Source organism: Clostridium sp. AF28-12 (genome assembly GCF_003435225.1).
Taxonomy (GTDB): domain Bacteria; phylum Bacillota; class Clostridia; order Lachnospirales; family Lachnospiraceae; genus Pilosibacter; species Pilosibacter fragilis.
In genome coordinates this window covers 178,222-192,677 of sequence record NZ_QWGJ01000006.1, presented here as the reverse complement: position 1 = coordinate 192,677, position 14,456 = coordinate 178,222, and the positions used below count along the sequence as shown (strand labels likewise).

The window sequence follows — 14,456 nt, the reverse complement described above, 5'->3', positions numbered from 1 at the left end:
CTGTCGGCTTTTTTGTGGGACAAAAGAACTACCGTCTCTACATGGCTGGTGGCCGGGAACTGGTCCACAGCCCATGCCTTCTCCGCCCTATACCCTTTCTTCTTAAAATACGCCAGATCTCTCGCCAGCGTCTCTGGATTGCAGGACACATAGACCACGCGGTCCGGATTCAAGATCGCTACAGCATCCATAAATTCTTCTGTGCTTCCGCTTCTCGGCGGGTCCATGAAGACTACGTCGGCGTGGGCATTCTGGGAGGCCATCTGGACCATGAATTTTCCGGCATCGTTGTTGTAGAAGCGGATGTTTTTCTCGCCGTTTGCCTTCGCGTTTGTGACGGCATCCCGGACGGCATCCCTGTTTAACTCGACGCCAATGACTTCCTTCGCGGCGGACGCTGCAACGATTCCGATGGTACCGATTCCGCAGTAGGCGTCAACAACGGTCTCTTTTCCGGTGAGTCCTGCTGCCTCGATCGCCAGGTTGTAGAGCTTCTCCGTCTGAACCGGGTTGATCTGGTAGAAGGATTTTGAGGAGATCCGGAATTTCTTGCCGCAGAGGACATCGACGATAAATCCAGGTCCGTAGAGCACATGTTCCTTTTCCCCAAGGACCATGCTGGTGTCACGTCCATTCACATTCTGCACTACGGTCGTGATCTCCGGGTGAACCTTTCGGAGCGCCTTCACGAAGTTGTTCTTCGACGGGAACACCGGGGATGCGGTGATCAGGACTACCATGATCTCCCCTGTGGCATGGGCGGTGCGCACCAGGACATGGCGCAGGAAGCCGTATCCGGTATCCTCATCGAATACCTTCATTTTGAAGGAGGGAAGAAGTTCACGGATCGTTCCGATGATCTCGTCCGCCTTTTTGTTCTCGATCAGGCATGTCTCCACCGGGAGAACCGTGTGGGTTCCCTCTTTATATACACCGGAGATGATACGGCCTTTCCTGTCGCGGGCCATGACTGCATGGACCTTGTTCCGGTAATGGAACGGGTCGTCCATGCCGATGATCTCCTCGACCCTGCAGAACGGGCGAAGAAGATCGGAGACTTCCTTCTTTTTGTGCTCTAACTGCTTCTCATATGGCATGTCCAGATACTGACAGCCGCCACAGGTCTTGAAATGTGGACAGAGGGATTTTTTCCGCTCTGTTTTTGCTTCTGCCTGGACAGATGCATTTTTCCCCTGAACATGTGCTGTTTTGCGGTCATCCTGGCGTTTCGCTGCGGATACCGCCTTCTTTTTATCACCAGCGTTCATGTTTTTCTCCCCTGTATGATTCCATGCTCCGCCATACTTCTTTTCTAATTTTTCATCAATGTATCCCAGCTTTTTTTCTACACTTTTATCCTGATTTCCGTAGTTTCTTCCGTTTCTTTTCTCTGTACCGCTGACGAATTTCTGCGTTTCTTTTCTTCCGCTATTTCTTTCGGTCTTCCCGTTCACATCTCTTCCATTATTCCCGTTTCTGCCAGCGTTCTCTTTCTTCCAGTTCTTCTTTCCCTTCTCACCGCCACTTTTAAACTTCTTTTCCCTGTATTCCATAATAAATATTTCTCCATTCTTATCTGAAACATTCCGCTTGATTCCCGGAATGCGGATGATTATAATAACACATAAAGTATAGCGTTTTTTCCCGGAATATTCCACTGAAACTTTTTACCTGGGACAATTCCGGCCGTTATACACAGTTAGGCATTTTCTGAGCTGAAAATACTGCATGAAACATGCAGACTTTGCCGGCTTAGAATACAAAACATCAGTAAAATCAGTTGTAACTGTTCCTCACATTTTCAAGAAAGGACGCAGCATCTGGACACTCCAGACACTGCCGGAAAACAAATCATGAATAACGAAACCAATACCCCTGTTGCCGAATCCGGACGCCCAAAGGACGTCACCGGACGAATCGAGACAGAGATCCGCACCTACGATCTCCTGGACTCCTTAAATATTCCCTACATGCGCTTTGATCATGAGGCCGCGTTCACCATCGATGCCTGCACCGGCGCAGACGAGGTCCTGGGAATCCATATCTGCAAGAACCTCTTTCTCTGCAACGCCCAGAAGACGAAGTTCTACCTTCTCCTGATGCCGGGACATAAGAAATTCAAGACGAAGGTTCTCTCCAAACAGATCGGTTCCGCGAGACTTTCTTTTGCGGATGATGACCATATGAAGGAATATCTCGGCCTGACTCCCGGATCTGTCAGCATCATGGGACTCATGAATGACCCTGAGAACCATGTAAAGCTTCTGATCGATTCTGACGTCTTAAAGGACGAGTATTTCGGCTGCCATCCGTGTATCAACACCACAAGCATGAAGCTCAAAACGTCCGATATCATGGAGAAATTTCTCCCGGCTGTTCATCACGAACCGACGATCGTGGATCTTCCATGGGAGGAATAAAAACAGCGTTTTCCACCAATCATCGTAAGTACCAGTTTTCCCACACGCTAAAGTCACCTGTAGAATCCATTCCAGATCAGCTTCGCTGATGGGATTTTTGCCTTCCAGCCTATGTTTTCTTGCGGTCAGCGCAGCAAGTGCGCAGACCTACTGAACAGTTACTTTAAATGTATATCTACAAAAAGAAGAACAGGAACGCAGATCTCATCAAGAGACCGCGTCCCCGTTCTTCTTTTTTATCCTTTATTCTATCCTGAAACCTTTATCCGCTCACTGCGCATTTTCGCAGAAAGCATACCATTTTCCTGGCCGTCAGCATCCAAAATGTGCTGATCTGCCGCCTGCTCCCCGGAAGCTCCGGTTTTACTGCATGATACCATTTGCATCAAACGTATAGCTGACACCATCGATCGTCATCGTCGTGCCTGTCACCATGGCACCTAACTCAGACGGATCCAGATAATACCAGTATCCATCCGGATTGATCCAGCCGCTCATTCTTCCGCCGTCACGGTAGAAGTACCATTTGCCGCTCTCATTCTTCCACTCACCGGTATCCACCGCGGTTCCCTTAGTGACCGGAGCGTAATCCTTGTAAGCGAATTCCAGGCATACATTTCCGTTGATTCCGTTTACATGACCCTTATCCGTACACTGCCAGATCGTGCGGCCCTCATATGTACCGTCCGCGCCGTATCTCGCAAGCCAGATATCATAATGGATCTGCTTTGTGTCCATCTCGGTCGTAAATTTGCTGTAGTCACTGTAGACGATCGGTGTGTAGCCTGCCGCAACGATCGTATCACAGAATGCGTTTACCACATCCGTGAGCTCCTGAACCGAAAGCTCCAGGATATATTTTGACTCTACATCCACAGCGATCGGGTACTTTACATTGTATCCGGATACTTTTTCTACAGCATATTTTGCAGCTGCCTTCGCTTCCTCCACAGTTTTCGTCTGAAGATAAACATACGGAGCTGCCTGAACTCCATTGTCCATAGCACCCTTCATATTTTTCTCATAATTCGGATCCATGGTGTAACCACCCTCATATCCGTAAGACATCATCTTAATAAAAGCGAATGATATATCATCTGCCGCAACCTTCGCCCAATCGATATCTCCCTGCCATTTTGCAACACTGATGCCGCGGAGAAGCGCTCCCTCTATTGTTTTTCCATTATTATCCACATAAACACCATTTACCTTTTTCCATGCATTTGCAGGATCCGTTACACTGGTATCCGTGGATGCCTTATTCTGCTCATCATAACCCGGTCCGATCTCATCCGCAAACGCGGTAAAACTGCCCTGTGTGATCATTAGCGCCGCGAGGACTGCTGCCATATATCGAAATTTTTTCTGAAACATTCTGATTCCGCCTTTCTTTTCTGCCCGTGTTTTATTTCTTAAATATTTTCCATCTTCAAAGCTGCACAAGAAACCGTTGTAACTATAAAGATGCTGAACAACTACAAACAGTTTTCTTTAAGTCTTCACAAGTATACTACAATTTCCCTCTTTTTTTATTAAGAACTTCTTACATTTTCGTTGTCACACCTCTAAGACTTTGTGGCAAAATTTCGTCCAGGATAAAAGCCGCCAGTTTCCGAACAGCCTTCCCTGTGCCGTAAAAACAAAAGAACCCTTGAAAACCAAGGGTTCTGGAGCGGAGACGGAGGGATTCGAACCCTCGTACCGGGATGAACCGATAAACGCATTTCGAGTGCGCCGCGTTACGGCCGCTTCGCTACGTCTCCAGGATGTCTGCCTCTTTAAAAGGCAGACTATATATTATTATACATATTTTTTGAGATTTGTATAGAGAAATCACAAAATAATTTTCACCAGTTGTTACAGTTCAGCCATGCGCTGGTTTGAATGAGAAAGTGTGTTGCAAGCTTGCTTGCATAAGCACTTTTTCATCCAAATCAGCATATGGTGGAACCACCAAGCTTCTTGTTTTCATGAATATGAAAACAAGAAGATGTAATGGCTGAACTGTAACCACCAGTTTGCTCTTGCTTCGGTTCTCATGCACATGAAAACAAGAAGATAGCAGGCATCAATCCACTAATTCCCCTCCGCAAAATAAGCATCCACTGCTCCGGCGATCCCGCTCGCGATTTTCCCCTGGTAACCGTCATCCTGCAGCCAGGTATCCTCATCAGGATTGCTTAAAAATCCCATCTCAAACACACAGACCGGAATCTCGCACCAGTTGATATCGGAGGAGCTGTCCGTCTCCTGGACACCGCGGTTTTTCGTGCCTGTGGTGCCGCAGACGGTGTCAACGATCTTCTTGGAAAGATTATAGCTCTTGTCGTGAAGACTGGCGTTATAAGGATTCTGGGCCGTCATGCAGGTGGACAGTGCGCCGTAGACGCTGGAGTTATCCATAGAACCGGCATGAAGACGGATCAGGATATCCGCTCCGCTCTTGTTTGCCGCCACAGACCGCTCCGCGCTGCTCATATTCACATCATGGCTCGTGCGGATCATGACGACATGATAGCCGCGGTTTATAAGCTCTTTTTCCAGCTTTTTCGCCACTGTCAGCGTCACCTCGTACTCCGGGACTCCGCTGGATGTCCCCACCGCGCCTTCCGGCATCTTTGCCTTCATGGTCGTGGAGGACGGGCCGATAGGCTCTTTTGAGGTGTTCGCCTTTGCCTGATGTCCCGCGTCGATGGCAACGGTGTGACCGTTAAACGGAATCTCCGGTGCAGTCTCAGCATCATCGCTCGCAGCCGCTGTGTACGCCGCCGCGGCCGCCTCTCTCGCGGCCTCAACGCTCTCTGCCTCGGACATCTCTGAGGACAGTTCTTCTGATTCTGAAGCTGCTTCCGCCAGTTCTGAACTCTCAGAAGCCACATCACCACCCTCTGGATCTGCGCTTAGCGGTTCCCCGGCAGCTTCTCCGAGCGCCTGCGCGTCCGCATCCCCGGGTCCGGAAGCTCCTGTATCCGTGCTTTCTGCCGCCAGGTCTGCACCATTCCCGGACATTTCAGCCCCAGCCGCCGTCTCACTGCTCAGATCCACTGCCTCATATTTCCTCGCCCCATTGCATCCGGTAAGCACCAGAGCAAAAAGGGCTGCAAAGACAAGGAATCGGAGGAGTCCGTTTCCCTTTTTCATCCTGCTCATAGGATCGTTCCTCCTCCGACTACGCATTCATCCTCATAAAATACAACTGCCTGTCCCGGCGTGATCGCACGCTGCGGTTCCTTAAACTGGCACTCCACCGTTCCATCCGGGAGTTCCCTGATGATACAAGGGGATCCCTTGTGGCTGTAGCGGATCTTCGCGAGAACCTCTTTCTCCTCTCCATGAAGACCGTCGATCGCCATCCAGTTCACATCCCTGCAGATCAGATGATCGGAAAACACATCATTCCCCTCGCCGATCACAACCTCGTTGGTCTCCGGACGGATCCCTGTGACAAACACCGGATGTCCCATCGCAAGGTTCAAGCCCTTTCTCTGTCCGACGGTGTAGTGGGTGATTCCCTTATGTTTTCCGAGGATCACGCCGTTTTTATCCACAAAGTTTCCGCATCCCGGAACATCTGACGCCTCGCGCTCGATAAATCCGGCATAATCGTTATCCGGCACAAAGCAGATCTCCATGCTGTCCTTCTTCTTTGCCACGGCGAGACCACGGTCCTCGGCGATCTTTCGCACCTCATCCTTCGCGTAATCACCGATGGGCATCAACGTCTTGGAGAGCTGGAACTGGGTCAGGTTGTAGAGCGCGTAGGTCTGGTCCTTCGCCGCCGTCACGGAATTGCGGATCGTGTAACGTCCGTTCGGCAGCTGGCTGATCCGGGCATAGTGACCGGTCGCAATATAATCAGCACCGATCTCCAGGCTGCGCTCCAAAAGCGCCTCCCATTTTACATAGCGGTTGCAGGCAATGCACGGATTCGGTGTCCGTCCGTGCAGATACTCCGCAACAAAATAATCAATGACATTCTTCTGGAATTCTTTCCGGAAGTTCATAACATAGTAGGGAATTCCAAGTGTCCACGCGACACGTCTCGCATCCTCCACCGCACTGAGTCCGCAGCATCCGCCGTTTTCCTCAACCGTACAGGAATCCTCTTCCTGCCAGATCTGCATGGTGACCCCGATCACGTCGTATCCCTGTTCCTTTAAAAGGCAGGCAGCAACCGATGAATCCACGCCTCCGGACATTCCTACCACGACTTTTTTCTTCATTAATATTCCTCGTCCTCTTCATGCTCACTGATATCGGACACTGGCTTCTGTAAGCCTTTGATCTCGATATGGTGCTTTTCTGCATAATCCCAGAGTGCTGCATGGATCGCTTCCTCTGCAAGCAGGGAGCAGTGAACCTTTACCGGCGGAAGTCCGTCAAGTGCTTCCATAACTGCCTTATTGGTTACTTCCATCGCTTCCTCGATCGTCTTTCCCATTACCATCTCTGTCGCCATGCTGCTTGTAGCAACTGCAGCGCCGCAGCCGAAGGTTTTGAACTTGCAGTCACGAATGATATGACTCTCGTCATCGATATCGAGATAGATTCTCATGATATCGCCGCATTTTGCGTTTCCGACAGTACCTACGCCGCTGGCGTCCTCAATTTCTCCCATGTTTCTCGGGTGCTGGAAATGGTCCATTACTTTCTCTGAATACATTATTTTTTCCTCTTACTTTCTGTTCTTCTTAATGAAATCCTCATAGAGTGGGGACATTGCGCGAAGCTTCTCCACGATCTTCTTAAGGCAGTCTACAGTATGGTCGATCTCTTCCTTCGTTGTCTCCTCGCTTAAGGTAAGGCGTAAGGATCCGTGCGCGATCTCGTGCGGAAGTCCGATAGCTAAGAGCACATGGGACGGATCCAGGGAACCGGATGTGCATGCAGATCCGCTGGATCCGCAGATTCCGTCCATGTCCAGCATGATGAGTAAGGACTCACCCTCGATGAACTGGAACGCGAAGTTCGCGTTGTTGGAGAGACGGTTTGTGCGGTGACCGTTTAAGCGTGTGTACGGAATCTCGTCCATAACACGTCCAATCAGGTAATCGCGGAGTTCTGTCTCTTTCTTCTTATTATTCTCAAGTTCTGCCATTCCGATCTCGACAGCTTTTCCGAGACCGACGATTCCCGGCACATTCTCAGTTCCGGCACGGCGTTTTCTCTCCTGGGCACCGCCATGGATGAAGGAGCGGAGCTTTAAGCCTTTTCTGATGTAGAGGAAGCCGACTCCCTTCGGTCCGTGGAATTTGTGACCGCTGGCACTTAACATATCGATATGGTACTCATCCACATTGATCGGCTCGTGGCAGAATGCCTGAACTGCGTCTGTGTGGAAGATGATCCCGTTCTCATGGGCGATCTCACCGATCTCCCTGATCGGCTGGATCGTTCCGATCTCGTTGTTTGCAAACATTACAGAGATCAGGATCGTATCCGGGCGGATCGCCTTCTTTAACTCGTCGATGGAGACGGTGCCGAACTCGTCTACCGGGAGGTAGGTGATCTCATAGCCGCGCTTCTCGAGATACTCACATGTGTGAAGGATCGCGTGGTGCTCGATCTTTGTTGTGATGATGTGTTTTCCTTTGGACGCGTAAGCCTCCGCAGTCGCGATCAGAGCCCAGTTGTCGGACTCGGAACCGCCATTTGTGAAGTAGATCTCATTGTCCTTCGCGCCGAGAGCGTTTGCTGCAGTCTCTCTTGCTTTTGCGAGGGCTTCCTTACACGGTGTGGAAAACTCATATACCGCGGAAGGGTTTCCGTAATATTCTGTATAAAACGGCAGCATGGCTTCCACGACTTCCGGACGTACCTTTGTCGTAGCCGCATTGTCGAGATAGATTACTTTTTTCATTGTTCCGCCTTTCTGTAAAGCTTGATCATCCAGTCTTGCTGTTATACCGCCGCAAGGCTGAACTGTTACCATTTATTTTATGCCATGACCCGTGAGTCAGCGCCCAAAAAGGCGCAGACAAGCCACAGATATCCTACATTATATACGAAACCGATTGGGAATTTCAACCGGTAATCTTATGTTTTTTCAGAAATACACAGTAACTCGCTAAGTATTTAGGAAATCCCCGTATTTTCAGCGGTTTCAGCCGTCATATCCCTCTCTTATTTCCACATATATATAACAGAATCCTTCTGCCTCAACGGAGCTGCCCATGCCTTCTTCCCATAAAACTCACCCACTGATCACCGGAACCATTCTCCTCACCTCCGCCGGACTCCTCTCCCGGGTCCTCGGTTTTTTCTACCGGATCTTTCTCTCCCGGACGATCGGTGCTGAGGGACTCGGAATCTACCAGATGATCTTCCCAGTCTACGGAATCTTTTTCTCCCTCTGCGCCGGGTCGATCCAGACCGCCATCTCCCGCTTTACCGCGGCGGACCCGGACCATGCGAAGCGAACGCTGCTCTCTGGTTTTTCTTTATCTTTCGCCATGTCTCTGGCCGCCGCCTTTGTGATCCGGCACTTCTCGGTCCCTCTTGCGGAACACGTCCTCATGGAACCGCGGTGTGCCCCATTGCTCTCCGTCATGGCCTTCGCGATTCCGTGTACCTCCGTCCATGCCTGCATCTGCGGGTACTATTACGGAAAAGAAAAAGTCTCCGTCCCCGCTGCCGCCCAGCTTTTTGAACAGATGATCCGGATCTTTACGGTATTTCTGCTGGTGTCTGTCTGCATCGAGAAACGGATTCCGGTCACAGTGTCACTTGCCGTATTCGGGCTGGTTGCCGGGGAAGCCGGATCGGCATTGTTTGTGCTGATATTTTTTCTTTTATTTCATGAATTTCACGAAAATACAGGCAGATCATACAGTGTTGGCCAAAGTTCCATAAAAAATCCTCTTTTCGGGAATTCCGGACGAATTTCAGATTTCTCAGGCAATCTGTTCTCTCCCATGGCCGCCCTCCTTGCCCTCGCCGCTCCGCTCATGGCTAATCGCCTTGTCCTGAACCTTTTGCAGAGTACGGAGACGATCATGATCCCGGAGCGTCTGACCGTCTACGGACTCACACGTTCCCAGGCCGTCCGTACATATGGAACGCTCACAGGCATGGCAATGCCCTTTGTCCTCTTTCCATCGGCCCTTGTAAACTCTCTGGCTGTGGTCCTGTTGCCAGTCACCGCGAGGCATCAGTCCGCCGGAAACGATTCCGGAATCGCGGACGGGATCTCCATGGCCTTCCGGTACAGTCTCTATCTCGGGATCTTCTGCGTTGGGGTCTTCACGGTCTTCGGCGAAGCACTTGGCTTACAGATATTTAAAAGCCAGGACGCCGGATCCTTCATTCAGATCCTCGCCTGGCTCTGCCCGTTTCTCTATCTCGCCACCTCATCCGGCAGCATTTTAAATGGACTCGGAAAAACGAAACTCACGTTTTTCCATCACCTGGTCTCACTTCTCATCCGCATCGCCTTCGTGTGGTTCGGGATCCCGGAGTTTGGGATCCGCGCATGCCTCTGGGGGATGCTTGCGAGTGAGATGCTTTTAGCCCTGCTCCATATTCTGGCGCTCCGAAGGATCGTCCCATGTGACTGGAACGCATGGATATTGATCGGAAAGCCTGTTTTCTGCCTGCTTTGCGCCCTGTGGCTCTTCCGGCTCTTTCCGGAAACGCTTCCGCTTCCGGCAGGACTCCCGGATTTTTTCCGGACTGCAGTGCAGATACTTCTTTTATCCACCATGTATCTCCTGTTTCTGCTGTTTTTTCACAGAAAACAGAGTCCGGCCTCTACATGATCACTCGTCGAATTCCACCGTCACATAATACCCACGGTCATTCTGGATAATATCCTTCACGATGCCCTTTTTGCTCTTCAGTCTCTCCGTAAACCGGAACAATCCCGACATCGCCACCGCCGGCTCGATCATGTAGTTCACATTGACCGGTGTGATGGACTCGCTGACGTCCACCTCCTGACCGACCTCCACAAGGCCCGGGCGTTCCATTTTAAATACGATCTCTCTCATTTTTATCCTCTTTTCTAAGTTATCAACCACCACTTCAAGTGGTGGTTTAATATTAGCCCTCCAAAGGGCTATTACTACTGCTCGCCCCGAAGGGCGGTATCGCAAGCACTGTTACTGGCTCCGCTATAAAGCGGTACTACTGGAATCCTCTCTTCTTGAGTCTTCTGCTTGCTCTCTTATATATTTCTGTACGGCTTCCTCTGTTATATTGCCGATTGTCTCTACATAGTATCCTCTCGCCCAAAAAGCTTTGTCCCATTTGCTTTGCAACTCTGGATGTCTGTCGTAAATCATTAGCGTGCTTTTCCCTTTTAAATATCCCATAAAATCTGAAATACTTTCTTTCGGCGGAATTGCTACGCTTAAATGTACATGATCCTTACATACTGCACCCGCTATAATATCCACTTTTCGGTACTTGCATAATGTACTTATGATTTCCTTCACATCTTCTCTTAATCTTCCATACAGAATTCTTTTTCTGTATTTCGGTATAAATACTATGTGATACTGGCATTTCCATCGGGTATGTGATAAACTTCTATTGTCCATTTGGACCGCCTCCTTTGATTTTGAGTTTGGCTTGCGACACCATTCTCATCATATCACAGGAGGCTTTATTTTGTTGTCCTCACCGTCTCCACTTATTCCATTCTCCCCAGCATAGCTGGGGGATTAGACTTTTCATTTACGGTAACAGGTATTCCAGAAGCCGTGAAACATTTCGTCGGTACCTTCTGGTTCTCACTTTCCGCCTTGTATCATCGCCACAGGCAGTTTCTTCCGGATGCCCAGTGACGTAAAAATGCCGCCAGACCGCTTTTTTAGCGTTCCCTGGCGGCATTACCTTTTTACTTTCCCGGCATTGCTGCCATGTTCTCTCAAACCTGTCTGACGAGCTTATTTCCCCTCGTAAATGATCGCAGAATCCACATCATATTTCTGCAGTTTATCTCTTCCCTTTAATCCCGCAAGCTCCATCACAAAACAGATCTTAACGACCTCTCCGCCAAGCTCTTCCACAAGCTTTGCGATTGCTTCCACGGTTCCGCCTGTCGCGATCAGGTCATCGATGATCACGACCTTCTGGCCCGGCTTGACGGAATCCTTGTGGAGCTCGATGGTTCCTGTGCCGTACTCCAAGGCGTACTCCATAGAAACGGTCTCTCTCGGAAGCTTTCCCGGTTTTCTCGCCGGAACAAAGGCTTTTCCCATCGCGTAAGCAACCGGTGTTCCAAAAATAAATCCTCTGGACTCCGCTCCAACGACCACATCGAAATCTACGTCTTTTACCATCTCAAGGAGAGAATCGATCGCCAGCTTTAATCCATCCGGATCCTGTAAAATTGAAGTGATATCACGGAAAATAATCCCCGGCTCCGGGAAATCCGGGATGCTTATTACATACTCTTCCAGCTTTTTCATAGTATTTATAGTTCCTTTCTGATTCGGTCCACGATTGCTTCTATTTTATCACATGTATTTTTTTCTGGCAACCATGAGAAAAAGCAAAACGTCGGTTGAATACCTACCTTTTTTGTAGTATAATCAGAGCAGTTCCAGATTCCGCATGATGAGCGGAATCTTTGTTTGTTTCATCTGCAGATGCCCTCTGAGCGCATTTCTGCAGAATAATATCGCAAAATTGTTCCTTATCGGCACAGTTATAACATTTTTTAGGAAGTCCAATGATCTGAACATCTCACATCTTGTCAGATCACTGTTGAAATTGGTGAAATAATCATGAAAATATCTACAAAAGGTCGTTATGCACTGCGCATGGTCATCGACCTGGCTGAACATGCCGACGATGGCTTTATCTCCTTAAAGGACATCGCCGCCCGCCAGGGTCTCTCAAAAAAATATTTAGAGCAGATCGTTCCACTCTTAAACAAGACCGGAATGCTCTCCACCACCCGCGGCTACCAGGGCGGATACAAACTCGCAAAATCCCCGTCGGAGTGTACCGTCGGTGCGATCTTACAGACCACTGAAGGCAGCCTCGCCCCGGTCTCCTGCCTCGAGCACACTCCAAACCCCTGCGAGCGCTGCTCCGCCTGCGACACGCTCCCGGTCTGGGAAGGCCTAAACCGCGTCATCATGGACTACTTAGACGGAATCACGATCCAGACGATCCTGGATCAGAAGCATGAGCTGGAGGAAAAGCACAGACTGGCAGCTGAGGAGATCTTAAACAGTGTGAAGGGTCCGTGTCAGTCATAAAATCTGCGGCTTTGTGACTTTTTTATATTGTATTTTATATGTCGAAACAAAAAGCTTCGCAAAAAAATTGTCTTAAGGCAGTTTCTTACGAAGCTTTTTCTGTGCCTGTTCAACGGCACAGACCGTTACAGATTTATATATTGGGGACGGCAGCATGGCATCCACATATATTCCACTTCCGTCCAACAACAGGACAGCGGTCACACATATCGCTACGCAGTGACCGCTGTCCTGTATTCGTTCGTTAATTGAGGGGGATTTTTTCCAGCACAGCTCGACGCACAGCTGAACTGTTGGGGGATTATTCCTGTAATGTCTTAAACGCCTCGTCCAGATCCTCGATGATGTCGTCGATGTTCTCTGTACCGATGGAGAGACGGATCGTGTTCTGCTTGATGCCCTGATCCGCCAACTCCTCGTCGTTTAACTGGGAGTGGGTCGTAGATGCCGGATGGATCACGAGAGACTTCACGTCAGCAACATTTGCAAGTAAGGAGAAGAGTTCGAGGTTATCGATAAACTTCTTCGCTGCCTCTGCGCCGCCTTTGATCTCGAAGGTGAAGATGGAGCCGCCGCCGTTCGGGAAGTATTTCTTGTAGAGTCTCTGCTGTTCCGGATCATCGGATACGGACGGATGGTTTACTTTTTCTACAAGCGGATGGTTGTTTAAGTACTCAACGACCTTCAAGGCGTTCTGTACATGGCGCTCTACACGGAGAGACAGTGTCTCGAGTCCCTGCAAGAAAATGAATGCGTGAAACGGGGAGATCGTTGCTCCTGTATCACGAAGTAAGATCGCACGGATCTTTGTAACGAATGCTGCTCTTCCTGCTGCCTTTACGAAGCTTACACCGTGGTAGCTCGGGTTCGGCTCAACTAAGGACGGGAACTTTCCGCTTGCTTCCCAGTCAAAGTTGCCGCTGTCAATGATCACACCGCCGATCGTGGTTCCGTGGCCGCCGATGAATTTTGTCGCGGAATGGAATACGATATCTGCGCCGTACTCGATCGGTCTTACAAGGTACGGAGTTGCGAATGTGTTGTCAACAACCAGCGGGATCTTATGTGCGTGGGCGATGGAAGCCAGCTTCTCGATATCAACGACATCGGAGTTCGGGTTTCCAAGTGTCTCAACATGGATCGCTTTTGTATTCTCCTGGATCGCATTCTCTACCTCCTCGTAGTTGAACGGATCAACGAAGGTTGCTGTCACGCCGTACTCCGGAAGTGTGTGTGCTAAAAGGTTGTATGTTCCGCCGTAGATGTTCTTTGCTGCGACGATGTGATCACCTGCATGAGCAAGGTTCTGGAATACATAGGTTGCTGCTGCCGCGCCGGAGGCAACTGCCAGTGCCGCAACGCCGCCCTCCAATGCTGCGATCCTCTTCTCAAATACATCCTCGGTCGGGTTTGTCAGCCTGCCGTAGATATTTCCTGCGTCTGTGAGTCCGAAACGTGCTGCCGCATGCTCGCAGTTTCTGAATACATAGGAAGAGGTCTGGTAGATCGGAACCGCTCTCGCGTCTGTCACCGGATCCGGCTGCTCCTGTCCTACATGAAGCTGTAATGTCTCAAATTTGAAGTTTCTCTCTGCTCTTGTTTTCTTTGCCATAGTGATTTTCCTCCTCTTATTCCGGATCGGGACATCGCATTTCATTCCCGAAAAATTTCTAATTTTCATTTACCAACCATCCTATCTGGTTGCAAGGTAATAGTACCATATGTTGGAAAATCTGTCTAATTGGATGTACTCAAGGTTTGCTATAGGTTTTTCCTATTGCTTTATGCTGCGTCAAGGCACCGCAGGAATCATGATCTTTTGCAC

At 49.6% G+C, this 14,456-nt stretch carries 13 protein-coding genes and 1 tRNA gene; 3 read left to right on the top strand and 11 right to left on the bottom strand.

Annotated elements, in window-relative coordinates; all coding sequences use genetic code 11:
- On the bottom strand, positions 1-1,553 hold a 1,553-nt coding region (gene rlmD / locus DWY93_RS07705; RefSeq protein ID WP_117472138.1), incomplete at its 3' end, for a 23S rRNA (uracil(1939)-C(5))-methyltransferase RlmD.
- Positions 1,554-1,853: 300 nt separating this feature from the next.
- Here rlmD and DWY93_RS07700 point away from each other — a divergent pair.
- Complete coding sequence (locus tag DWY93_RS07700) at positions 1,854-2,420, top strand: prolyl-tRNA synthetase associated domain-containing protein (protein ID WP_117470682.1); 567 nt, start codon at positions 1,854-1,856, stop codon at positions 2,418-2,420.
- 363 nt (positions 2,421-2,783) lie between these two features.
- Here the strand turns inward: DWY93_RS07700 and DWY93_RS07695 are convergent, their stop codons facing one another.
- From DWY93_RS07695 to nifS, 6 genes are all read right to left on the bottom strand, one after another.
- On the bottom strand, positions 2,784-3,794 hold the full coding sequence (locus DWY93_RS07695; RefSeq protein WP_117470683.1) for a GH25 family lysozyme: 1,011 nt from the start codon (positions 3,792-3,794) through the stop codon (positions 2,784-2,786).
- A 299-nt stretch (positions 3,795-4,093) separates the two neighbouring features.
- Positions 4,094-4,183, bottom strand: a tRNA-Ser gene (locus tag DWY93_RS07690).
- 313 nt (positions 4,184-4,496) lie between these two features.
- Positions 4,497-5,570, bottom strand: coding sequence for an N-acetylmuramoyl-L-alanine amidase (locus DWY93_RS07685; RefSeq protein ID WP_242990562.1), 1,074 nt, complete (start codon positions 5,568-5,570; stop codon positions 4,497-4,499).
- Positions 5,567-6,643: a tRNA 2-thiouridine(34) synthase MnmA gene (mnmA, locus tag DWY93_RS07680; RefSeq protein ID WP_117470685.1), complete on the bottom strand. Its 1,077-nt coding sequence runs from the start codon at positions 6,641-6,643 to the stop codon at positions 5,567-5,569. The genes DWY93_RS07685 and mnmA overlap by 4 nt, the downstream gene beginning before the upstream one ends.
- Positions 6,643-7,083 (bottom strand): Fe-S cluster assembly scaffold protein NifU, encoded by a 441-nt coding sequence (gene nifU, locus DWY93_RS07675; protein ID WP_015553494.1) that lies wholly within the window; start codon positions 7,081-7,083, stop codon positions 6,643-6,645. The genes mnmA and nifU overlap by 1 nt, the downstream gene beginning before the upstream one ends.
- Before the next feature lie 12 nt (positions 7,084-7,095).
- Positions 7,096-8,280, bottom strand: a complete 1,185-nt coding sequence (gene nifS / locus DWY93_RS07670) for a cysteine desulfurase NifS (RefSeq protein WP_117470686.1) — start codon at positions 8,278-8,280, stop codon at positions 7,096-7,098.
- Positions 8,281-8,593: 313 nt separating this feature from the next.
- On the opposite strand from nifS, the gene DWY93_RS07665 reads away from it, so the two are divergent.
- The gene (locus DWY93_RS07665; RefSeq protein ID WP_117470687.1) at positions 8,594-10,177 is read left to right on the top strand and encodes an oligosaccharide flippase family protein; all 1,584 of its coding nucleotides are present in this window, start codon (positions 8,594-8,596) and stop codon (positions 10,175-10,177) included.
- Here DWY93_RS07665 and DWY93_RS07660 read toward each other — a convergent pair whose 3' ends face one another.
- The 3 genes from DWY93_RS07660 to DWY93_RS07650 form a co-directional block, all read right to left on the bottom strand.
- A complete protein-coding gene (locus tag DWY93_RS07660; protein WP_015553497.1) occupies positions 10,178-10,408 on the bottom strand; it encodes a hypothetical protein in 231 nt (76 codons plus the stop codon). It abuts the gene before it with no gap.
- 123 nt (positions 10,409-10,531) lie between these two features.
- A complete protein-coding gene (gene tnpA / locus DWY93_RS07655; RefSeq protein ID WP_117472136.1) occupies positions 10,532-10,960 on the bottom strand; it encodes an IS200/IS605 family transposase in 429 nt (142 codons plus the stop codon).
- A gap of 348 nt (positions 10,961-11,308) precedes the next feature.
- Positions 11,309-11,833: an adenine phosphoribosyltransferase gene (locus tag DWY93_RS07650; RefSeq protein WP_117470689.1), complete on the bottom strand. Its 525-nt coding sequence runs from the start codon at positions 11,831-11,833 to the stop codon at positions 11,309-11,311.
- A 318-nt stretch (positions 11,834-12,151) separates the two neighbouring features.
- Here DWY93_RS07650 and DWY93_RS07645 point away from each other — a divergent pair, with 318 nt between their 5' ends.
- A complete protein-coding gene (locus DWY93_RS07645) occupies positions 12,152-12,631 on the top strand; it encodes an Rrf2 family transcriptional regulator (protein WP_021904784.1) in 480 nt (159 codons plus the stop codon).
- Positions 12,632-12,932: 301 nt separating this feature from the next.
- Here DWY93_RS07645 and DWY93_RS07640 read toward each other — a convergent pair whose 3' ends face one another.
- Positions 12,933-14,243: an O-acetylhomoserine aminocarboxypropyltransferase/cysteine synthase family protein gene (locus DWY93_RS07640; protein WP_015553500.1), complete on the bottom strand. Its 1,311-nt coding sequence runs from the start codon at positions 14,241-14,243 to the stop codon at positions 12,933-12,935.
- Between the last annotated feature and the right edge of the window lie 213 nt (positions 14,244-14,456).